Origin of the sequence: Dyadobacter sp. CY312 (assembly GCF_021390535.1) — a bacterium.
Classification (GTDB): domain Bacteria; phylum Bacteroidota; class Bacteroidia; order Cytophagales; family Spirosomataceae; genus Dyadobacter.
Window position 1 is genome coordinate 132,005 of sequence record NZ_JAJUXG010000015.1, and the last position, 22,258, is coordinate 154,262.

The 22,258-nt window shown below is 42.2% G+C and carries 19 protein-coding genes; 14 read left to right on the forward strand and 5 right to left on the reverse strand.

From position 1 onward, the window contains the following. Positions 1-8: 8 nt before the first annotated feature. Positions 9-356, reverse strand: a complete 348-nt coding sequence (locus LZG71_RS21670) for a DUF6686 family protein (RefSeq protein WP_233823943.1) — start codon at positions 354-356, stop codon at positions 9-11. 247 nt (positions 357-603) lie between these two features. Here LZG71_RS21670 and LZG71_RS21675 point away from each other — a divergent pair, with 247 nt between their 5' ends. The 6 genes from LZG71_RS21675 (at position 604) to LZG71_RS21700 (ending at position 7,918) form a co-directional block, all read left to right on the forward strand. Then, on the forward strand, positions 604-1,866 hold the full coding sequence (locus LZG71_RS21675) for a cation:dicarboxylate symporter family transporter (protein ID WP_233823944.1): 1,263 nt from the start codon (positions 604-606) through the stop codon (positions 1,864-1,866). A 95-nt stretch (positions 1,867-1,961) separates the two neighbouring features. Then, positions 1,962-3,695: a M3 family oligoendopeptidase gene (locus tag LZG71_RS21680; protein WP_233823945.1), complete on the forward strand. Its 1,734-nt coding sequence runs from the start codon at positions 1,962-1,964 to the stop codon at positions 3,693-3,695. A 76-nt stretch (positions 3,696-3,771) separates the two neighbouring features. Further along, positions 3,772-4,023, forward strand: coding sequence for a hypothetical protein (locus tag LZG71_RS21685; protein ID WP_233823946.1), 252 nt, complete (start codon positions 3,772-3,774; stop codon positions 4,021-4,023). A gap of 203 nt (positions 4,024-4,226) precedes the next feature. After that, the gene (locus LZG71_RS21690; RefSeq protein WP_233823947.1) at positions 4,227-5,303 is read left to right on the forward strand and encodes an NAD-dependent epimerase/dehydratase family protein; all 1,077 of its coding nucleotides are present in this window, start codon (positions 4,227-4,229) and stop codon (positions 5,301-5,303) included. A gap of 49 nt (positions 5,304-5,352) precedes the next feature. Further along, complete coding sequence (locus tag LZG71_RS21695; protein WP_233823948.1) at positions 5,353-6,300, forward strand: glycosyltransferase; 948 nt, start codon at positions 5,353-5,355, stop codon at positions 6,298-6,300. A 4-nt stretch (positions 6,301-6,304) separates the two neighbouring features. Then, positions 6,305-7,918, forward strand: coding sequence for a glycosyltransferase family 39 protein (locus LZG71_RS21700; RefSeq protein WP_233823949.1), 1,614 nt, complete (start codon positions 6,305-6,307; stop codon positions 7,916-7,918). 1 nt (position 7,919) lies between these two features. Here the strand turns inward: LZG71_RS21700 and LZG71_RS21705 are convergent, their stop codons facing one another. Beyond that, the gene (locus LZG71_RS21705) at positions 7,920-8,363 is read right to left on the reverse strand and encodes an Rrf2 family transcriptional regulator (RefSeq protein WP_233823950.1); all 444 of its coding nucleotides are present in this window, start codon (positions 8,361-8,363) and stop codon (positions 7,920-7,922) included. A gap of 283 nt (positions 8,364-8,646) precedes the next feature. On the opposite strand from LZG71_RS21705, the gene LZG71_RS21710 reads away from it, so the two are divergent. The 4 genes from LZG71_RS21710 to LZG71_RS21725 all read left to right on the forward strand — a co-directional run bounded on the left by LZG71_RS21710 (position 8,647) and on the right by LZG71_RS21725 (position 12,189). Continuing rightward, positions 8,647-9,315: a hypothetical protein gene (locus LZG71_RS21710; protein ID WP_233823951.1), complete on the forward strand. Its 669-nt coding sequence runs from the start codon at positions 8,647-8,649 to the stop codon at positions 9,313-9,315. Positions 9,316-9,774: 459 nt separating this feature from the next. Beyond that, positions 9,775-11,166 carry a serine hydrolase gene (locus LZG71_RS21715; RefSeq protein WP_233823952.1) on the forward strand — a complete coding sequence of 464 codons (1,392 nt, stop codon included), beginning with the start codon at positions 9,775-9,777 and terminating at the stop codon, positions 11,164-11,166. Between the two features lies 1 nt (position 11,167). Next, positions 11,168-11,647, forward strand: a complete 480-nt coding sequence (locus LZG71_RS21720; RefSeq protein WP_233823953.1) for an RNA polymerase sigma factor — start codon at positions 11,168-11,170, stop codon at positions 11,645-11,647. After that, on the forward strand, positions 11,644-12,189 hold the full coding sequence (locus LZG71_RS21725; RefSeq protein ID WP_233823954.1) for a hypothetical protein: 546 nt from the start codon (positions 11,644-11,646) through the stop codon (positions 12,187-12,189). Before LZG71_RS21720 ends, LZG71_RS21725 begins: the two co-directional genes overlap by 4 nt. A gap of 312 nt (positions 12,190-12,501) precedes the next feature. Here LZG71_RS21725 and LZG71_RS21730 read toward each other — a convergent pair whose 3' ends face one another. The 3 genes from LZG71_RS21730 to LZG71_RS21740 form a co-directional block, all read right to left on the reverse strand. Next, positions 12,502-14,907, reverse strand: coding sequence for a 3-hydroxyacyl-CoA dehydrogenase/enoyl-CoA hydratase family protein (locus LZG71_RS21730; protein ID WP_233823955.1), 2,406 nt, complete (start codon positions 14,905-14,907; stop codon positions 12,502-12,504). A gap of 146 nt (positions 14,908-15,053) precedes the next feature. Continuing rightward, entirely contained in the window at positions 15,054-15,518 is a 465-nt protein-coding gene (locus tag LZG71_RS21735; protein ID WP_233823956.1) for a MarR family winged helix-turn-helix transcriptional regulator, read from the reverse strand. A gap of 138 nt (positions 15,519-15,656) precedes the next feature. Continuing rightward, entirely contained in the window at positions 15,657-16,904 is a 1,248-nt protein-coding gene (locus LZG71_RS21740) for a peroxiredoxin (RefSeq protein ID WP_233823957.1), read from the reverse strand. 140 nt (positions 16,905-17,044) lie between these two features. On the opposite strand from LZG71_RS21740, the gene rsmH reads away from it, so the two are divergent. From rsmH to LZG71_RS21760, 4 genes are read left to right on the forward strand one after another with little or no spacing between them, the layout of a single operon-like run. Then, positions 17,045-17,959, forward strand: coding sequence for a 16S rRNA (cytosine(1402)-N(4))-methyltransferase RsmH (rsmH, locus tag LZG71_RS21745; protein ID WP_233823958.1), 915 nt, complete (start codon positions 17,045-17,047; stop codon positions 17,957-17,959). A gap of 56 nt (positions 17,960-18,015) precedes the next feature. Then, entirely contained in the window at positions 18,016-18,426 is a 411-nt protein-coding gene (locus LZG71_RS21750; protein ID WP_233823959.1) for an FtsL-like putative cell division protein, read from the forward strand. A 56-nt stretch (positions 18,427-18,482) separates the two neighbouring features. Continuing rightward, positions 18,483-20,627, forward strand: a complete 2,145-nt coding sequence (locus tag LZG71_RS21755) for a penicillin-binding protein (protein ID WP_233823960.1) — start codon at positions 18,483-18,485, stop codon at positions 20,625-20,627. A gap of 9 nt (positions 20,628-20,636) precedes the next feature. Further along, complete coding sequence (locus LZG71_RS21760) at positions 20,637-22,118, forward strand: UDP-N-acetylmuramoyl-L-alanyl-D-glutamate--2,6-diaminopimelate ligase (protein ID WP_233823961.1); 1,482 nt, start codon at positions 20,637-20,639, stop codon at positions 22,116-22,118. Positions 22,119-22,258: the final 140 nt, after the last annotated feature.

A 22,258-nucleotide genomic window follows, 5' to 3' on the forward strand; every position in this document is an offset into this window, starting at 1 on the left:
TAAAGCCCTTATCTGTTTTGCAAGAAAATTTTATCCACCTCCATTACAAGCAAGGTTTCCTGAAATAGTCCTTTCACTTCCTCCATTTCTGCCTCGCTGAAAGACAACATGAAATTGGGAATAGGAGACGGAAAAAGGATGCTCTTGCCATTGGACATTGGCGTATCCAGTGCGTGTACATGCTGATGATCATGAAGTGCGGAATGAAAGCCATTCAGCCCACCTGCTGTGAAAATGAATAAGAAATTCCCAAAGGCGAAATTGTAATGATCACAGCAATTGCACTGGCCAATGTATCCGTTTTCGGACTGACTTAAAATGCGCAATTTGCTATATGAATGTGAAGAATCCTCCATGATAACCGATCAAAAGAATGCCATGAGATAATTTAATATTCTGAATTTGATTTAGCCATTTCAACAGCACCGGCAAATATAGATTATTTAGACCAAGTATAAACAATATTGAAGAAATACTTTTATTTTCGGTGATGTACTCAGTAGTCTTTAATTATTGTATATTCAAAAATTGCATTAAAACTGCACGTATTCACCCCGATACCAATTATTGGCTATTGATATACTCCTAAACACTACTAATCATTTGAAAAAGTTATTTACCAACCTCACCTTCTGGGTGCTTACAGCTATAACCTGCGGTGCTTTACTAGGCCATTATTATCCGGAAAAAGGCATCCAAATGGACTTTCTGGGAAAGGGATTCATTCAGGTTGTCAAAGTTTTTATTAACCCGATCATTTTCCTGACTATCACACTTGGGATCATCGGGATGGGTGACCTGAAAAAGGTTGGCAAGGTTGGTGCCAAAGCGCTTATATATTTTGAGATAGTGACCACACTAGCCTTAATAGTGGGTGTTGCGGTTGCTAATATTATCCGGCCCGGAGATGGTGTCGTAACAGGAAACTTACAAAAAGGAGATATTTCTGTGTATGCCAATAAGGTTCAGGAATTTAGCTGGTGGCAATTTTTCCTGGATAATGTGACACTACAGGTACTCTTAGGTTCACTGATTCTGGGAACGGTTTTAAGTAAATATTCAGGTAAGGATAAAATCATTCACTGGCTCAGCTTTGCTTCAAAATATGTTTTTAAAGCACTGCACTGGGTCATGATTTTTGCACCGATCGGCGCATTCGGTGGTATGGCTTTCACCATTGGAAAATATGGTATTGCCACCTTGCTTCCGCTTGGAAAACTGATGGTAACTGTTTACGCTACAATGGCGATCTTCATTTTCGGTGTACTCGGCCTGATTTTAAAAATGTATAAGATTAAAATATGGTCATTCCTTAAATATATCCGGGAAGAGTTATTGATCGTATTGGGCACATCTTCATCGGAAGCTGCCCTGCCATCGATTATGGAAAAACTGGAACGGATGGGCTGCTCCAAACCGGTTGTCGGACTGGTTGTTCCGGCAGGATATTCCTTTAATCTGGATGGAACCACCATATATCTTTCCATGGCCACCATTTTTCTTGCGCAGGTATTTAACGTACATCTGTCAATAGGGCAGATACTGTCCGTTATCGGTATTCTGATGATCACCTCAAAAGGTGCTGCGGGCGTTACAGGCAGCGGTTTTGTGGTATTGGCATCAACACTGACGGCCATTAAAGTTATTCCTTTGGAAGGTCTGGCGCTCTTACTTGGTGTGGACAGATTCATGTCGGAGGCGAGAGCAATTACCAACATCATTGGAAATGGTGTAGCGACGATTTGGCTGGCCAACAATGAAAAGGAATTCGACAGAGACAAAATGAACTATGCTTTTGCCAATGTTCACGAAACGGAAAATATTGTAACCGATAATCTGACAGATGTTACGCAGGAAAATAAGTGAAAAATTACGCTATGGACGCGTATTGTAACGCAACAATCTCTTTTGTGACATTCGGAATTGCAACTTACCTTTGAACTACAAAAATTCAATTGAAAATGGCATCCGATAACACGATAAACATACCAACCCGCTCACCAAGGGTATTTATTGGTGAAGAATTTGATCTGAAAAGCTGGGAAGATCTACTTCCTTTATATGAAAATCTTAAAAGTCGGGAGATAAACTCCGTAGATGATCTCCGCCAATGGCTTCTAAACCGCAGTGAGCTGGAATCGTACCTTTCCGAAAACTTCGCATGGCGCTACATTCGTCAAACCTGCGATACAGCCAATACGGGACTGATTAACGCACTTCAATTTTTCATCACAGAAATTCAGCCAAAACTGGCCGAATATGGAAACGTACTGGACAAAAAGATTGTCGACAATCCATTTCTGCCTCAGTTAACTGACAAAGGATACGACATTTCGCTACGGGGAATGAAAAAAGCAATTGAGCTTTTCCGGGAGGAGAACATTCCGGTTATTACCGAAATGCAAACAGAAGAACGTAAGTATGGTGCCATTGCCGGTGCCATGACGGTTACGCTGGATGGAGAGGAAATGACGTTGCAGAAGGCTGCTGATCGTCTTCAATCTACCGACAGAACCATTCGTGAGGAAGCCTGGCGAACTATAAATGGTCGTCGATACGAAGATCATGCTCAGCTTGACGATTTACTCAACACACTTGTTAGTCTACGTCACAAAGTTGGGCAAAACGCGGGTTTTGAGAATTACCGAGACTACATGTTCGCAGCCATGGGGCGCTTCGATTATACACCTCAGGATTGCTTCGACTTTCATGATTCAGTAAAAAAGGCAGTGGTACCGTTGTTGGGTGAGATGGCCGCAAACCGTAAAGCTGCGTTGCAAGTTTCTGAGCTTCGTCCCTGGGATACAAAAGTAGACCCACAAGGACTGCCTCCTTTGAAACCATTTCAAAGCGGAGAGGAGCTTCTTGATAAAACAATTAAATGTTTCAGCCGTCTCGATCCTTTCCTGGGAGATTGCCTTCGCACGATGAAGGTAATGAAACACCTGGATCTGGAGTCGAGGAAGGGAAAAGCTCCCGGTGGATACAATTATCCGCTTGACGAAATAGGTGTTCCATTCATCTTTATGAACGCAACTTCCAATTTGAGAGACATGATCACGCTGCTACATGAGGGAGGACATGCGGTTCATTCGCTGGTAACGAGAGACCTTGCTTTGAATTCATTTAAACATACACCCTCGGAAGTAGCCGAACTTGCGTCCATGTCTATGGAGCTGATCACGATGGATTTCTGGGATGAATTTTTCGAAGATGAAGCCGATTTGAAAAGAGCGAAAATACAGCACCTTGAATCGATCATTGAGACATTGCCATGGGTAGCGACAGTTGACAAATTCCAGCACTGGATGTACGAAAATCCTCAACACAGTGCTTCGGAACGTGCAGATGCATGGGTAAAAATTTACAGCGAGTTTACCGACGATGTGATGGATTGGACCGGGCTGGAAAAATTCCGGGAATATCTGTGGCAACGTCAGCTTCACATTTACGAAGTTCCATTTTACTACATTGAATACGGTATCGCTCAGTTAGGTGCAATTGGTGTCTGGAAAAATTACCGTGAAAATCCGGCGCAGGGATTAAAAGGTTATATGGATGCCTTGAAGCTGGGATATACTGCTCCTATCACTGAGATTTACGAAGCTGCCAATATACCATTTGACTTTTCGCAAAAACACATCGCCGAGCTTACAGACTTCGTAAGAGAAGAGTTGGAACGATTAAAAATTTAATAATTAGGCGTGTTCAATTTGGTGATTCGTAAAAAGGCACCTATTTTTGCGCGTATTACTATGAACCAGTAAAGAGATGAAAATTAGTAAAGTAATAGCATTTGTTGCCTGCGTAGCACTTTTGTCATCATGTGATTATCAGAAGTACAATCATATTGGACAAAAGGATGTGAATGAAACGAACACTTATGTATATGGTGTGAGCCGTGATTCGTTGCCAGCACAAATGAAGCAGCAATATGCTGCAAAACCAGAACTTGAAACGCGTGTTAATGCAATTCGTGAGAAACTTTACAGCGGATCGACCAGTGCGGTTGTAAAGCAGTAGAAAGCACTCAGAACGCAATATACTTTGGGATATCCTCACTCGGGGATATCCTTTTTTGTTATCCTCATATGCGTTTGTCCCCCGCTCGTTCGTTAGCGGTTGGGATAATTGTTTGTTTTTATTTTACTTTACATCTTATTATACACATCATTAAGTTTTAGTACTTTTTCAATACCAAATTTCAAACCGCTTTAGTAAACAACATGAATATAGCACTGGTAACCGGTTCCGCCGGTTTGATAGGAAGTGAATCAGTCGCTTTCCTTGCTGATAAGTTTGATCTCATCATTGGAGTGGATAATAACCTTCGTCAATACTTTTTCGGTACAGATGGAAATACCGAATGGAACCGCAGCAGAATTCAGGATGCACACAGCAATTACAAACATTATTCAGCTGATATCCGTGAGGTAAGCCAATTAGAGCCTATTTTCAAAGAATATGCAACCGATATTAAGTTAATTATACACGCTGCTGCTCAGCCAAGCCACGACTGGGCCGCCCGCGAACCATTCACCGATTTCGGAGTGAACGCTGTGGGTACTTTGAATATGCTTGAAATGACGCGTTTGCACGCTCCGGAAGCTGTTTTCATTTTTACCTCAACCAACAAAGTATACGGAGATAATCCAAATTACCTTCCATTGGTCGAATTGGAAAATCGTTGGGAAATAGACGAGAACCATCCATATTTTGAAAATGGAATAGACGAGAATCACAGTATAGACCATACCAAACATTCTATATTCGGAGCTTCAAAAGTAGCTGCGGATATCATGGTTCAGGAATATGGCAAATACTTCGGTATGAAAACAGCCGTTTTCCGTGGTGGCTGCCTTACTGGCCCAAATCACTCAGGAGCTCAGCTACATGGTTTCCTTGCTTATTTGATGAAATGCGCGATAACCGGAAATCACTACACCATTTTTGGATATAAAGGAAAACAGGTACGTGACAATATTCACAGCCATGACCTGGTAAATATGTTTTGGCATTTTTACCAGAATCCGCGTCCGGGAGAAGTTTATAATGCAGGAGGTGGCCGATTTGCAAACTGCTCGATGCTTGAAGCAATAGCCCTTTGTGAAACAATTACAGGAAATAAACTTTCCTATTCTTATTCCGACACTAACCGTATAGGCGACCACATCTGGTATGTGAGCGATCTTTCCAAATTTAAGTCACACTACCCGGGTTGGAACTGGGAGTATGGCCTGGTCGAGACATTGACCCAAATCCACGATGGTATCTCTTCGAGATTAGGAATCAAAACGGTCTAAACAATTGAAAGGATACAGATAATCCCTGTATCCTTTCCTCTATCCCAATATGTCTGAAAATTTTGTAATAATCATTCCCCAATTCAACGACTGGGAAGCGCTCAATCTGCTCATATCAAAGATTAATGCAGATTTGGACACCCGAATCTTACAAAATACGACACTCCTCATTATCGATGACTGTTCGTTCAAAGATCGAACTGAGGCATTTTCTCCTTTTGGAGGTAAAGCAATTAAAGTATTACGCCTGTATCGTAATCTCGGGCATCAAAAGGCCATAGCCATTGGCTTGTCATATGTTGCCGAGAATATGTCAGCTGACAAAGTGATTGTCATGGATGCCGATGGAGAAGACAACCCTGCCGATATCAATAAACTTGCTGCCAAATCATTAGAAAAACCGGGAAAAATTATCTTCGCTGAGAGAAACAAACGTACGGAGAACTTCATGTTTCGTTTCTTTTATGTGATCTACAAACTGGTTTTCAAGCTTCTCACCGGTAAGGTTATTACATTTGGTAATTTTAGTCTGGTTCCACAGGAACGACTCCAGAACCTGGTACGTGTTTCCGAAATCTGGAACAACTATCCCGGTGGAATCATTAAATCAAGAATTCCTTACGACTCTGTACTTACCGACCGAGCCAAACGCCTGGCAGGGGAAAGCAAAATGAACTTTGTATCCCTGGTGTTGCACGGGTTAAGTGCTATCTCAGTAATGGTGGATACTACCGCGGTGCGCATTCTGATATTTTCGATATGCATGTCGGCAGTAGCGATCGCTTTTATGGTATTTATTGTATTTCTTAAATTAATAGGAAACGCTACACCTGGCTGGGCTTCTACTCTTGGCAGTACGCTCATGATCCTGATGCTGCAATCCTTTCTTATTTCCCTGTTTCTGGTATTTATGGTTCTTCAATACCGGTCACAGCAACATTTTATTCCAGCCGTACATTACCGCGATTTTGTTGAGAAGGTAGATACTTTTAACTGACAAAATGATTCAATTTGACAATACGCCTACGGTTTACTGGCTTTGCGGTTATTTGCTGTCGGGGATAGTTCTACTTGCTGCATTTTACAAGAAAATGCCCGTTTCGGCTTTTGTTGGAGCAAGTATGTTGTTGCTGCTTATCATGAGAATGCCTGTCATTGTTTTCAATCGTGAACTTAACATCGACGAAAGTCAGATGCTGAGCCATGCCTTAACGCTCCATCAGGATCCTATCTACTGGCAATCCGCAGATGGAACCACCATTGGTCCCCTGGATAATTACCTGCTCGTAATACCTAAATTACTTGGCTTCCAAATTGACTATACATCCGGAAGGATTATGGGACTTATTTGTACAGCAGCAGCACTTCTGTTTCTTTTTCTTACACTTCGCAATTTTTTTGGAGAGAAAACGGCACGCATCACGCTGTTAGCACCACTGTTTCTGTTATCCTTTACCCAGGAAGTTGATTTTGTCCATAATTCCAGCGAACAGCTGCCTGTATTGCTGCTGACCTGCTGTTTATGGATTCTCTCAAAACTTATCTCGTCTGAAAGAAATTTACTAGGAAATAATTATTTTTTAGGACTGCTGGCCGGCATGGTTCCGTTCGCTAAGTTACAGGCAGTCCCTCAGGCTCTTGCCATGGTCGTATGCGCACTATGGATTTGCTTTAATGTTTACAAGAGCACCAAAAACCTGAAACCCGTACTGATGTTGTTCGCCGGAGGTCTCTCTTTTCCGCTACTTGTGCTTGCCTGGACCGTTTCCTACGGTGTATTTGACGATCTGATTGATTTTTACCTGTTAGGCAATGTGATTTATGCAGGAGGAAATAGCGCTCCGTCTATTCCGGTGCAATTCTTTAAAATTTTCAAACTCTCGGCCGACTTTCAGGCTTTTACCTATGTTCTGCTTTTAGGAGTTTTGGCTGGTATTTGGTATTTTCCAAAAATCAAATCTGCTTTTTCTAAAAAAACAAACTTCATCATCCCTGTTGCCGTTTGTTTAATTATGCTTTCCAGCATCTACGCAGTAACAAAATCAGGAAATGATTTTACTCATTATCTCAATTTCTGCATTGTTCCATGGACATTGCTTGCAGGTTTTGGAATAAATACACTCTCGGGCAAAAGCATTGCAATTCCTGTCCTTCTTTTGCTTTGGTTTTTTGTCTGCGACATAATTTCGTACAAAAAACATCATTCACTCAACAGTTTTGCATCTGTTGGTGCCACTACTCTGGCACAAAGCCCAGTGGTAATTGAGCTCAAAAAGTATACGAAGGATAAAGACTTTATGGTAGTTTGGGGTTGGCAGTGCAGCTACTATGTCGAAGCCCAACTTGCAGAAGGTACCGCAGAGAATCACTCAGAGCGATCTATTTTCAAACACGAAATGCAGGAGAAATATAAAAGCCGGTATCTTTCTGATATTCAGAGAACGACACCGGCTGTATTTCTGGATGCAGTAGGAAAAAATAGTTTATGGGTCCAGGATAAAAAAACGCAGGGTTTTGAAAGCTTTCCTGAACTCGCAAATTATATCAACCAGAACTATACCTACCACGGAATATTTGACGACACAAGGCTATACGTTCGCAATGATCGTCTTTAAATTAAGAAAGAACGTCTAATTGCGCCGCGGTTTCTGCTTTGAGTAAATCTGTTAAGGTTGTTTTGTCCAGAACGGCAAGGTTCGCATCCCGCCATCTTTCCAAAACCGTTCTCAGGCTGCAAGTCTCTTCATCTTTACAGTCATCACATTTTCCGTAAAAAAACATAGAAACGCAGAGCGCGGGAGCAATTGGTCCGTCGATGATTCTAAGCACTTTGGAGAAACTTACTTCCGCTGGTGGTACCCTGAGCATGTATCCTCCACCCTTACCTTTCTGGCTCTGAAGCACACCATTATTTCGCAGATCAAGGAGTATTGCCTCAAGAAATTTCTTTGGAATTTTTTCCTTTTCAGCAATATAGGAAATCAACACGGGGCCTTTCCCAAATTGCTCTGCCAAAACTTTAAGCGCCTTAAGTGCGTATTTTGCTTTTTTTGATATCATTGTTGATTCAATGTACTTTTAATTTCGCCTTGAATATTTTGAACGTACTGATTGCCCTGTTTTTCTGCTTATAAGCTAAACAATAGATCGTTTCCATGTTCAGACTAGTAAGCTACAAAATTGTATTAATTTTAAGAAATATTTAGCTCATTCGCTTAAATATAACCTTCCTCAGATCAAATACAAAAGAACATAACCATTGGTTTAGTCAAATAGTTTGCAAAAACAGATGTAATCTGTCATATAACTCTTTGAAATTCACTTCATCTAAAAAATATATGATATGGCCGCCATTGCCAGGCTTCATTTGCCCACAAGTCAGATCCGCATTACATCTTGCTTGTTTCTCTACGGATCGGAAGCAAATCAAAGGATCGGTGAACTGATCATTGAAGAGATAAACCGCTTGTACAACGAACCGGGTGCCACAGCCCTGGTGAACGGCGTCAATATGCAGGTTCTGTTTGACATAAGTTATGAAGTAATTGCTCCGTCGGATGCCCTGAACATGGCAACATCCAATGAAAGTTTTTACAATAATTTTATAAGAATTGAAGCAGAAAACCACATAACACGTTCTTTTATGGGATTTGGGTTGGGAGATAATTCGGGCCATTGGCTCACCTCCGACAATCTGGGTACATCTACCACCGCAGCGCATGAATTCGGCCACAGCCTGGGACTTGATCATCCCGCCAATCCCGATTTCCGGGGATCATCGTCACCACCTCCTATTATGGCTGCCAGAGGAAGCTTTGTTGATCCACAATATCAATGGAATCCGCTCGTAAAAGCCGGAGAATATGGCGGAACCATGAATCCCATTCACCGGAGAGTTTCAAAAGAAGAAATTGCCCTGATAATAGAAGGCCTCACTTTTAAAGAAACTGAGACTTATTACATTGGCTATTTGTCTAATAATCTGTTTGACAGGAAGGGAATGGTGGTATGAAGTCTATACAGCTAACCCCTGAGTTGTAGTGGTTGTCCGAGTCTAGAGAATACGGACAACAGGGGAAACCCTTTTGGATACGACCGATATTGTCCTGATGATGTACAATAATCTTTGGACGCAAACATTCAGTGATCCAAAAAATCCTTCGAGGCTTATCAGCTTGAAAGCCAGGCTGTGATCGTATTCGCCGATAGTTGCGGAATGGCGCGTATTGCAGTGGTGAAAAGAGAATGTGACCATACCTCCGACATGTGTTCCGACAACAGTCCAAAACCAACAGGTAAACGTACCCGAAGAATTGATATGGATTAGATCGCTATCAAATTGGCCCGTTCAGATTATGGTAAACACTTGCCCAACCCCCTAATATTTGTATTCAGTAATTAAATATTTCTTTATCACTTGTCATCTTTTTCAATAAAACACTACTAATGGTGCGAATCACAAGGAAAAAAGATGAACAGACTACGAATTTTTATACTCGTTTCTATTTGTGTATCAGGCTTTACGGCAAGATCTGTAGCCCAGAATCAAAAAGAACAGACTGAACTGCTTGACCGCTATTTGAGCGTGCAGCAACAAGCAATTGGTTTTAACGGTACAGTCATGATTACCAGAAATGATAGCATAATCTACCGCCGATCCGTAGGAAAAGCGTCATTGGAGCTCGACGTACAGTTTTCCTCCGATCCTGTTTTTCGAATTGCATCAATCACCAAACAGTTTACTGCAATGTTGGTTGTGTTGGCTGCCGATGAGAACAAGTTGGCGCTTGGCGATCAACTTAGGAAATATTACCCCGAACTTGGCCAATCAGATTGGGGCAACATAACGATCAGGCAATTGCTTACTCACACTTCCGGCCTTCCACACAACGAAGGGATAGCAGATTACTGGGATAAGATTTCGTTTCTTCCACTCTCGGATCGGCAGGCAACAGACGAGATATTTAAACTAAAACTATTGTCAGTTCCAGGGACAAAGACGCAATATTCCAGTCCCGGATACTTTATTCTGGCAAGTATTCTGGAAATAGTTTATCATAAAAATTATGATGCTATTCTCAGGGAGAAAATTACAGATCCGTTGCGTATGGATCACACAGGAGTAGGCAACGCAACAGACATTGTTAATGGAATGGTTTCCCCCTATCATCAATTAGCAGATCGACTGATCGCGGCACCACATCGGGACTATGCTTTAATGAAGGGGTCGGGCAACCTGTATTCAACTGCGAGCGATCTATCAAAGTGGAACAATGCCTTGAATGGTGGCCATTTCAACCAAATCGTCACAGACCAGCTGTTCGCAATTCAAAATGCACAACCGGTTAATGGACGCAGCGAATCTTATGGATATGGCTGGTTTCTTAGGAGATCTTCAAACCGGGAAAGGGATTTTAATTTTACCGGTGGTGGTACTTTCGGATGTTCTGCTATTTCGGGATACTATCCCAATACAAAGATTTCTGTGGTTATCCTAAGTAATGTTTCCACTTTGCCTGTCGGGGAAATGCAGTCTAATGTTGAAAGTATCGTTTTCGGAGACAGGTTTGATATGCCCGTTGTACGTACCCATATAGTAATGGAGGCATCGCAGCTTGGCAAATTCCAAGGAACATACACTGCAGATAATGGCCACCAACTAGCGATTTTTTTAAAAGGAGAGCAGCTCTATGCGAAAATGGGACAAAACCCATTCTTTGAATTGTATCCCTCGGATAGCTCTGTGTTTTTTGGTAAAAAAGTACCAGTGCAGATTGAATTTGAAAAAGATTCAGATGACACTATTAAAGGTCTCCAAGCCAGCCTAAAGGGACAATCAATTCATTTTGTCAAAAACAAATAGCATGGAAAAACAGTTTTTGGAGATGATCGCCATGCATAATGCCATCATTCACAAGGTGTCACGACTTTACCGTGACAGCCTTGAGGACCGAGAGGATCTTTTTCAAGAGATCGTTTTACAGTTGTGGCAGTCTTTCCCAAAATTCGAGGGAAACTCCAAGCAAAGTACTTGGATATATAGAATCGCCCTTAACACCGCAATGGCCTGCTATCGGAAGAAGCGTATAATTTTATCATTTACCGAGCGGTTACCGGATAAAGAAGACAGCAACACTGATTGTGAAAATCGGGAAAGAGAAGAGCAGCTGTTTGTGATACTAAAAAAGCTAAATGAAGCAGACAGGGCTTTACTAGCATTGTATTTCGAAGACTTCGACTACCACGAGATGGCAGAAATTACGGGACTGAGCGAGAATCACATTGCGGTTAAGATGGGAAGAATTAGATCCAGGTTAAGAAAAATCATAAATCCAGCAAAATGAATATAGATGAACTTAAAAACGATTGGAAAAACCTTCAGCCAGAAAATTCCATCGTGAAGGAGCTTTCAATGTTAAAAAAAACAAAAGGCAATAGCCAGTTAAATGCTATCAGACTGCGGCTTGCGATAGAAATAGTGTCGTACGTCTTATTTCTGGCTGTTTATTATACGATGTTTGATGGGGACAAAAAACCATTATATGCCAATTTGTTACTTGTCGGATCTTTTCTAATGGTCATTATCCATAGCTTGACTGGCTACCTGGCCGCAAAAAACATTGTATCCGGAGGAAATATTTTACAGTCAATGGTCAATTATCACAAAAAGCTTAAAGGGTACGCTATAGTTTCCTTACTGACACGGACGGTCTCACTGATTTGTCTCTTAGTCTTCTTTGTTTCTTCAATTGAGCTCGATACTGGAAAAAAATGGATGCTTGTTGGCCTGGTTTTAATTGTAGTCATTCAGGCATATGTAAACTATAAGATTTGGTCGGTAAGAATAAAGAGAATAGGTGAGTGCATTGAAAATTGGCAATCATAAACATAAAACAACTAACAACCATATCAACTACTCATTGATGTTTTGACCAAAAATTAACCCGAAATGCTTGAAAAACCAATTTTAGCACGTTTACGGTAGGCCATTGAGATTTTAGGGGTTAACCAATTCCAATAGCAAAAGAGGTCAGTACCTTTCGAAATCAATCTCTTTCACTGCTAAGGAGCTTCAATAATTCATACCGGATTCTGAAGCTGCTCATTCTTTAAATCGAAGAAGGGGCATATCTAAAAATAGCCCGCAAGATTACTCCGGCGGGCTGTATACTTATAGCTTGATACTGTTAACTGAATACTAATTCCTCGGCGGCTTGCCACCATTAAGAAGCCCTTGCATTCTTTCCAGGGTTTTTTTCTCACCACAAAGCGAAAGAAATGCTTCTCTTTCCAGATCAAGCAGGTATTGTTCAGTAACATTCTGAGCGTAACTCAAATCACCGCCATTGATCACATAAGCCAGTTTATTGGCAATCTTCGCATCGTGGTCGCTGATATAATTGGCCAGGCGCATTTGCGAAACACCTGCCATGAAAAGTGCCATTCCCGCTTTTCCCTGTACTTTGATATCGTTTCGTTGTTTAGGTTGGGTATAACCATTGTCAGCCAACTCTACTGCCGCTTGTTTTGCCTCAGCGATGAGCCGTGAGCGGTTCAGTACGATCTGATCCTTATCCTGCAAGTAATTCATCGCCTTTGCTTCATGTGCTGAGGTGGACACCTTCGCCTGTGCAATATTCATAAATGCGGTTTGCAGGATATTCAGTTCGGTATCTCCTGCCTGATACATATCAGAACAGCGCAGCGCCATTTCTTTTGTACCACCACCGGCCGGAATGATTCCCACTCCAAACTCCACCAATCCCATATAGGTTTCTGCATGAGCCACTACTTTATCTGCGTGCAGGTTCAGCTCACAGCCTCCACCCAATGCCAGCGAATGCGGTGCAGTTACAACCGGGATGGACGAATATCGCGCTCGCATCATGGTTTGCTGGAACTGCGCAATCACCATATTAATCTCATCGAACTCCTGCTCAATGGCAAACATGAAAAGCATTGCAAGGTTAGCCCCCGCCGAAAATGCCTCACTTGATTCATTACCAATTACCAAACCTCTGAAATCCTTTTCAGCCAGACTTATCCCTTTCTGAATTCCTTCAATTACCTCCGAACCCATGGTATTCATTTTTGACTTGAATTCCAGATTCAGTATTCCATCGCCGATATCGTACAGATTGGCACCTGCATTTTTCCAGACAATATTATTTGACAAATTGCTCAGTAAAATGAAGCTATCCTGTCCCGGTATCTTTTTGTAGGTTTTAGAAGCAACGTCGTAATAAAGGCGTTTCCCATTTTCCACCTTGTAAAACGATTCATTACCGGCGGCGGTCATCTCATATACCCAGTCAGCCGGTTTCATGTTCAGCTGCTCCATAATTTCGAGCATGGCTTTCACACCAATGGCATCCCACGTTTCGAACAGACCAAGCTGCCATCCAAAACCTGCGGAAATAGCCTGGTCAATATGGAAAATTTCATCGGAAATTCCCGGAATGCGGAAAGTGGCATATCTGAAAATATCAGCAAACGTTTTTCTGTAAAACTCCCCTGCTTTGTCTTTTCCTGCAAGTAATACACTGAAACGCTTAGGTACCTCACCAATGGCTTTGGTGGCTTCAAGTGTGGCGAACTTTACTTTTTCCGACGGCTTGTATTCCAATGTGGAGAAATCCAGCGCGAGAATGACCGATTTTCCTTTATCATCCTTGATTTTTTTATAAAAACCTTGTCCAGTTTTATCACCCAGCCATTTGTTATCATAAAGCTTTTGCATCACATCAGGAAGAATAAATGCATCTCTCGACTCATCGCTACCTTCTCCTGATGCATACAAATTATTGGCAACATGTACGGTGGTATCCAGCCCTACCACATCGGACAAACGGAACGTACCTGATTTTGGACGACCAACCACCGGGCCAGTAAGTTTATCTATTTCATCCACACTCAGCCCCATTTCCTCAGCCGTGCGAATGGTTTGTATCAATGCATAGATTCCCAGGCGGTTGGCAATAAAACCCGGTGTGTCTTTACACAAAACCGTTGTTTTTCCCAAAAAGAGATCTCCATAATGCATCAGAAAATCCACCACCGACTGATCGGTATCTGGTGTCGGAATAATTTCCAGCAAACGCAGGTATCTTGGCGGATTGAAGAAGTGGGTACCGCAGAAATTCTTCTTAAAATCGTCACTACGTCCTTCTGCCATTAAATGAATGGGAATTCCGGATGTATTGGATGTGATCAACGTACCAGGTTTGCGGTGTTGCTCCACTTTTTCATAGAGACTCTTTTTAATATCAAGCCTTTCGACAACCACTTCGATAACCCAGTCATAGTTTTTAATGTCCTGAAGATTATCATCAAAGTTTCCGAGTTTGATCCTCGAAGCAAATGCAGGGCTATATAACGACGCCGGTGTAGCTTTTAAAGTCTGTTGGAAAGAGTCATTTACGATTCTGTTCCGGACTGCCGGATGTTCAGTGGTTAGTCCTTTGGCTTTTTCAATATCATTTGGCTCTTTGGGAACTATGTCCAAAAGTAAAACTTCAACGCCAATATTGGCAAAATGGCACGCAATACGCGACCCCATAATGCCTGAACCCAAAACTGCAACTTTACGAATGGAACGATTCATTATTTAAAGATTTTGGTTTTTAGGAATTAATTAGCTGTCAGCTTCTGGCTACCAGCTTTTCACTAATTTAAATTTTCCTCCTCTACTCTCCCCCAGCTACCGGATCGGATTCCGTTCAGTCCGCTAAAAAGCGTACAGACCGGATATTATAGCTCTGCCTCAATATCTCCGGCTTTCAATTTTTGATTTTCTTCCTCCACGATTTTGTTGATATCCTTGATCACATCAAAAAATGTAACCAGCTTATCCAGGGGAATTTTATCCCGGACCATCGTATTAAAAGAAATCACGCCTTCTCTTGCTAACTCCCGTTTTTCCTTACCCAAGTCGGTCAGCATAATCCTTACAAAACGTTTATCGTTTTCACTCACCTCACGGGTAATCAAACCACGCTCTTCAAGATTTTTTAGCATACGAACCAGGCTTCTCGGCTCCATCCCGAGTAGCGGAGCTATCTTTGTAGCAGGAGTTCCGTTTTCTATGTCAATATTGAGCAACACATAGCCTACGGCCATCGTTGTGTCAAATCGCGCAGCATAGGCATTGTACATTCTGGATATCGAATGCCATGCCCATTTTATCTGGAAATCAATTGTTTTTTCCTTGCGCATCTTTTCAGTTTAGTACGGTGTCAGTTTATTTGACCTATACACAAATGTAAGAAAAGACAGGAATATTATGCAAGCATACTAATTTACTTCTAAAAAAATAGCGCCATGCTTCATGCATGGCGCCAATCCTTTTCTCAATTATTTCTCGGCGATCATTTTGCTGACCAATCCGTTAAACTCTTCCACAAACTGATCGTAATATTCACCGGTACCAGGCCCGGAAAAACCGGTGTGTATCTCACGAACCTTCCCCTTTTTATCTATAAAAATGGTGGTAGGATAAGACATTACCTTGTTCAGCATCGGCAAAGCTTTGGCAGTTGCTTCGTCACTGTTGGTTCCTGCAAGTAGTACAGGATAATTCATCCCAAACCGGTTGATCATCTTTTTAATCTTTGGATTAGAAACCTCAGGTTTGTCTGAGCGTTCAAAAGCAAGCCCGATAATTTCCACACCACGATCCTTATTCTTGTCATACCATGGTGCAAGGAAATTGGTCTCATCCATGCAATTAGGGCACCAGGAGCCTAATATCTGAATGATGACAACCTTGTCTTTATATTGGGGATCGCTCAATGACACAGTTTTACCGTCAGAATCCGGGAAAGAAAGATTTACCTTGTCGAAGCCCGGTTTCAGGAAAGTAAGCTTGGTTGCATCCGGCAGTTTGGCATCCGGATTTAACTTTGCTGTCCAGGTCTTGTAGCCTTTTACGCCAGACCACTGTTCCCCTTTTAATGTTCCGTCAGGCTGAATGACTGCTTTGAAAAGCATTGCATTGGAACCGTCAAAAGTGGATAAAAACAAACTGTCTCCATTTATATTTCCGTTCAAAAAACGATAATCACCCGTTGGTGTTAAAAATGATCCCTGAACCTGATTTCCCTTCTGGATAAAGTTCCCTACGGATACAGTCGAATCGCCAGTTGCAGGGTTTAAAAATACAGTTAACCACTTGCCATTCACATTCTTGTCACCCTTTGCTACGCCCTCTTTAAAAAATCTGTAATTCTCACCAAATACTGCCTGGAACGGCAACGAAGCAATTACACTTCCTTCTTGCAGCCTATTGTAACTTCCACTTAATTTATCATTTTTAAGAGCCGCCACGATTTCAGAATCAAAAAGCTGCATTGGAATGTGCAAAGAATCATTTTCAAAATAGGCGCTGTCGAGTTGCAAACGTTCCTCTCCATTAACCGAAAAAACGGTATATGACTTCTTATCAGGATTTTGAGAAATTTCCAGCAATAATGGAAGCTCCTGATTGTCTCTGCTCAAGGTAGCACGCCACGTCCCGGATTTCAATTCTTTATCCGCAGATGAGCTACAACCAAAAATCGACCCGATTGCAAAAAATGCAATTACAAAATTTATTACTCTCATGTTCAACTTATTGATATGAAATTACAGGTAGGCTACAAAAATTAAATCCTCTGCGAAGGGCAATTCCTACGCCTTAAAATTATTAAGTTTGTAACTGCCTCTTGGCAAGAAATAGTTCCTACGCACGTTGCTTTTAATAAATGGAGTTGCAAAGTACATATCACGAACCAGTCATGCTGTCGGAATGCCTGGAAGGATTAAATATCCGGCCCGACGGAATTTATGTTGACGTCACTTTTGGTGGCGGCGGGCATTCGCGTGCTATTCTTAGCAAACTTACCACCGGCAGGTTACTTGTTTTTGATCAGGATCCTGATGCGGCAGCCAATGCAGAAGAATTTAAGGATGACGAGCGCTTTACCTTCATTGCCGCCAATTTCAGGCATTTAAAACGGTATCTCAGGCTACATAAGGTAGACAAAATTGATGGTATCCTGGCAGATTTGGGTGTTTCCTCCCATCAGATCAATACGCCGCTCCGTGGATTTTCTACAAGATTTGATGCTGATCTGGATATGAGAATGAACCCTCATAGTGATAAAACGGCGCGGGAAGTGCTGAATGTTCGGTCTGCCTCAGAATTGCAAAAAATATTGGGTATGTACGGTGAAGTCCACAATGCGCGTACAGCCGCCGAAGCCATATTTTCAGCAAGGCATAATTCTCCTATTGAAACCATTAACGATCTGAAAGGCATTTTGCTTCGTTATGCTCCCAAACACCGCGAAAATAAATATTTCGCTCAGGTATTCCAGGCGTTGCGAATTGAAGTAAATGATGAGCTCAAAGTTCTTGAAGAGTTTCTGATGCAGGTGCCAGAAGTACTGGCCGAGCAAGGGAGACTGGTTGTGATGTCTTATCATTCTCTTGAAGACCGCCTTGTCAAGAATTTTATTCAGAAAGGAAAGTTCGACGGTGAAGTGGAAAAAGACTTTTATGGCAACGAAATTAAGCCCTTGAAAAGCATAACGCGAAAGCCTGTGGAGGCTACAAAAGAGGAAGTAACACGGAATCCAAGAGCAAGGAGTGCGAAGTTAAGGATTGCGGAAAAGTAAAATAAGATCATCATACACATACTGTCGGCCCGGTGCTGATAATCAACAGCTAAAAAATGTCGGAAAATAAAAGGCGGCCAAAACCAATTCCCCCAAAGCCCAAAAAACCTAAAAGAGAATACAGTCTGTTCAACTGGCTGAACCGCTTCCTGCCGCTGGATAAAGTGTTTGGCGACAAAGTTCCGGGTCTTGAAGAACGGGTTCCGATTAAATATTTCTACTACTTTGCCTGGGTAGTAATGCTGCTGGTGGTGTATGAAAGGATCGGATTCGAGTCGGAGAGTTATGTACGTAACAGCATTAAACTGAAAAAGGAAGTAGATGATCTTCGGGCTGAATATACCTCCATTCACGCCGAATACATGAAGGGCAAAAGACAGTCGGTTGTGATTGAAAAAATGAGAGAAGCAGGGCTGGAAGAAAATCTTACCCCGCCTAAAAAAATCATTATTCCGAAGGACGAGTAATTCTTCAATCACGTAATAATATTTTCGGAGTTCCTGTATTTCCATTGCAACAAGTCATGAAGAACGACGTCGAAAGCGGTCAGAATAATAAAAAAGCACTCATAAACCGGGCCAGGATTATTGGCTGGTGTCTTGTGGGATTGGCAGTACTTGTGTTTGCCAAACTTATCAGGGTACAATATTACGATACTTTCAAAGGCAAGACCTGGGCAGAATATTCAGTTAAAAATGATCTTAAACTGGATACCATTCCTGCAATGCGCGGTAACATCTATTCCAGAGACAATAGCCTTCTGGCAACTTCTCTTCCCTATTATTTTGTAGGATTTGATACCAAGGTAGCCGACTCAGCATATTTCTACAACAACATCGACCAACTATCTCACCTGCTTTCCAGAAGCTTTGGCGAACTTTCCGCTTCGGAATACAAGAGTAAGATCATGCGTTACAGGCTGAGTAAAACCAAAAGATACCTGCGACTTAAAGCTAAGGAAATCAGCCATCTTGACCGTGAAAAAATAAAAAAATGGCCGTTTTTTGATAAGTCAAGAAAAGGCGGTGGCGGTAAATTTGAAACGATTTACAAACGCTATAAGCCGTTCAGCCCCATGGCCGACCGCACCATTGGCGGTACCGATCCCAAAAGTGGAAGAGGTTATATTGGTATAGAAGCAAGTTTTGATAAAAAACTGGAAGGCAAAGCGGGTATCGGCTGGATCGAAATGGTGGAAGGCGGGATTAAAATTCCTGTTGGAGATGCCCTGAACGTACAACCGGAAGCCGGAAGAGACATTTATACCACGTTGGATATGAATTATCAGGACATGACCGAAATTGCGCTACGCCGGAAACTGACCGAAATGGATGCGGATTTTGGTTCAGTTGTGATTATGGAAATCGCTACCGGGGAAATAAGGGCGATGGCCAACCTGACCAAACGTCCCAACGGAAAATATGAAGAGGTATTTAACTACGCTCTTGCAGGAAGCAATGACCCGGGATCTACTTTCAAGCTGGCTACGATGATGGCCCTTTTGGAAGAGACCAAACTGGATCCTGACAAAGTAACTGTCAACACAGGATCTGGTACATTGCGTTTCAGAAACCATAACATCCGCGATGCACACCGGGGTGGTTTTGGAACAATTACCGCCTCTCAGGTTTTGGAGAAATCATCAAACATTGGGATTGTGTTGCTTATGCAGCGCTATTTTGCCAATAAACCGGATGCTTACCTCAACTACCTGAAGCAGTTTCACCTGACCTCGCCTACGGGAATTCACATGAAAGGGGAGAAACCTCCTTTGATTCGTGACCGCAGTTCCAAACTATGGAGTAACTATTCACTTTATTTCATGGCGCATGGTTATGAAATGCAGATGACGCCGCTTCAAACACTTACTTTTTATAACGCGGTGGCCAATGACGGCTATTGGGTCCGTCCGATGCTCGTGAGAGAAGTGAGGAATGCGGAGAAGATTGAAGACAAAATGGAACCTTACGTCGAAGAAAAGCCAATTGCCTCTCCCGAAACGATTAGAAAGGTTAAAAAGATGCTGGAAAATGTGGTTGCCAACAGTCTTACCAAAAGTGTAAAACAGGACCTTTACACGATTGCAGGTAAAACCGGCACAGCAAGGAAACTGATTAACGGCATTTATACAGAAGGTAAAAACTACACTTCGTTTGCGGGATATTTCCCGGCCGATAAACCTAAATACAGCTGTATCGTAATTGTGGATACACCTAAAAGCAAAGGAGCTGATTATACGCGTTACGCAGGAAGTGTGGCCGCACCGGTATTTAAAGAAGTGGCAGACCGTATTTATGCTTATGACGTTACCATTCAGAAACCTGTAAGGGACTCAATTCCCGAAAAATCGCGTGATCTTAAATGGGCAGGCAAATCATCTGATCTGAGGGTGATTAGTGAGAAACTAAAATTACCTGCCGTACCAGCTGATGCAGATTACGCTGTGGGATCCATTGTGGATAAAGGCAAACCAAGGTGGAAAACACTTCATGTCAATTCACGCGACATTCCTGACCTTCAGGGATTGCCTATGCGTGATGCGCTTTACCTCTTAGAAAACAGAGGTTACAGCGTTACATTTAAGGGTTCGGGAAAAGTGATCGAACAGTCGCTTCCGCCGGGCGTAAATAAAACCGGCGTCAAAACAATCCTTTTAACTTTACAGTAAATTCCATTTATGGAGACCAGTCACGGAAAATCTTTAAATACATTACTTCAAAATATTGATGGCCTTGATATAACAGGACCGGAAAACATTATTGTTCATAATCTTATTCTCGATTCCCGCAGGGTATCGTCGGGAAGCTTGTTTATAGCACTGCGTGGTACACAGACCGACGGACATCAATACATAGAAACAGCCGTAAACTCTGGCGCAGCGGCAATACTTTGTGAAGAACTTCCGTCGGACCTAAATGAAGCTGTAACCTATATAAAGGCGGATGATTCGGCAGAAGTGATGGGACTCATTGCAGCGGCTTTTTATGAAAACCCGTCTCAGAAAATGACGCTGGTAGGCGTTACAGGAACCAATGGAAAAACGTCTGTTGCTACTTTTCTCTTCCAGCTTTTCCGTGGATTAGGCTATCGTTGCGGATTACTTTCAACGGTACAAAATCAGGTAGAAGACGAAATTATTCCTTCGACACATACTACCCCTGACTCTATTACACTCAACCAGTTGTTGGCTACGATGCTGGAAAAGGGTTGTACCCATGTGTTTATGGAAGTAAGTTCTCATGCTGTTGCCCAGCACCGTATTGCAGGACTTCATTTTGCAGGAGGAATTTTTACAAACATTACCCATGATCATCTCGATTTTCACCTCACGTTCGATAATTACATCAAGGCGAAAAAAGGTTTCTTTGACAATCTTCCCAAAACAGCTTTTGCACTCGTAAATGTTGATGACCGGAGAGGCTCCGTGATGGTACAGAACACAAAAGCACGGATTGAAACCTACTCACTGCAAACCCTGGCTACTTTTAAAGGAAAGATCGTGTCGGACACGCTTGCCGGTATGCACATGGAAATCAATATGCGTGAGGTGTGGTTCAGGGTCATTGGCCGGTTTAATGCTTATAACCTTCTTTCCGTTTATGGAGCTGCGGTGTTGTTGGGCGAAGATCCCGAAGCTGTACTTACTGAACTTTCAGCATTAAAAAGCCCTCCGGGAAGGTTTGAACAATTCCATTCCGCTGATCAGATAGTTGGAATTGTAGACTATGCGCACACGCCCGACGCTTTGGATAACGTGTTACAAACCATCACCCATTTAAGGACCGGAAATGAAAAGGTAATTACCGTAGTGGGATGCGGTGGAAACCGCGATGCTGCCAAAAGACCAAAAATGGCAGAAATTGCCTGTAAATACAGCAACCGAGTAATCCTGACATCCGACAACCCTCGTTTTGAGGAACCGATGGATATTTTGGAGCAAATGCAAAAAGGAGTTCCTCCTCTGGACTACAAAAAAACAACTGTTATTGAAGATCGCAAGGCTGCAATATTCAAAGCTTGCGAAGAGGCAAATCCGGAAGACATCATTTTAATAGCCGGAAAAGGGCATGAGAACTACCAGGATGTAAAAGGTATCAAACATCACTTTGACGACAAAGAGGTTTTAGGAGAAGCTTTTCTGTATTTCCGAAAAAGTTAGATACTTCCAGCTTTTGACCTGTTTAGACCTTCCTGTCAGTGAACTGATGGGATAAAGTCCATCATTACTTAACCTAAAAATGGTCCGACCTTTTGCGTAGTCTGCGAAAAGACGCAACTTTGCAATTGTCATCCCAATTT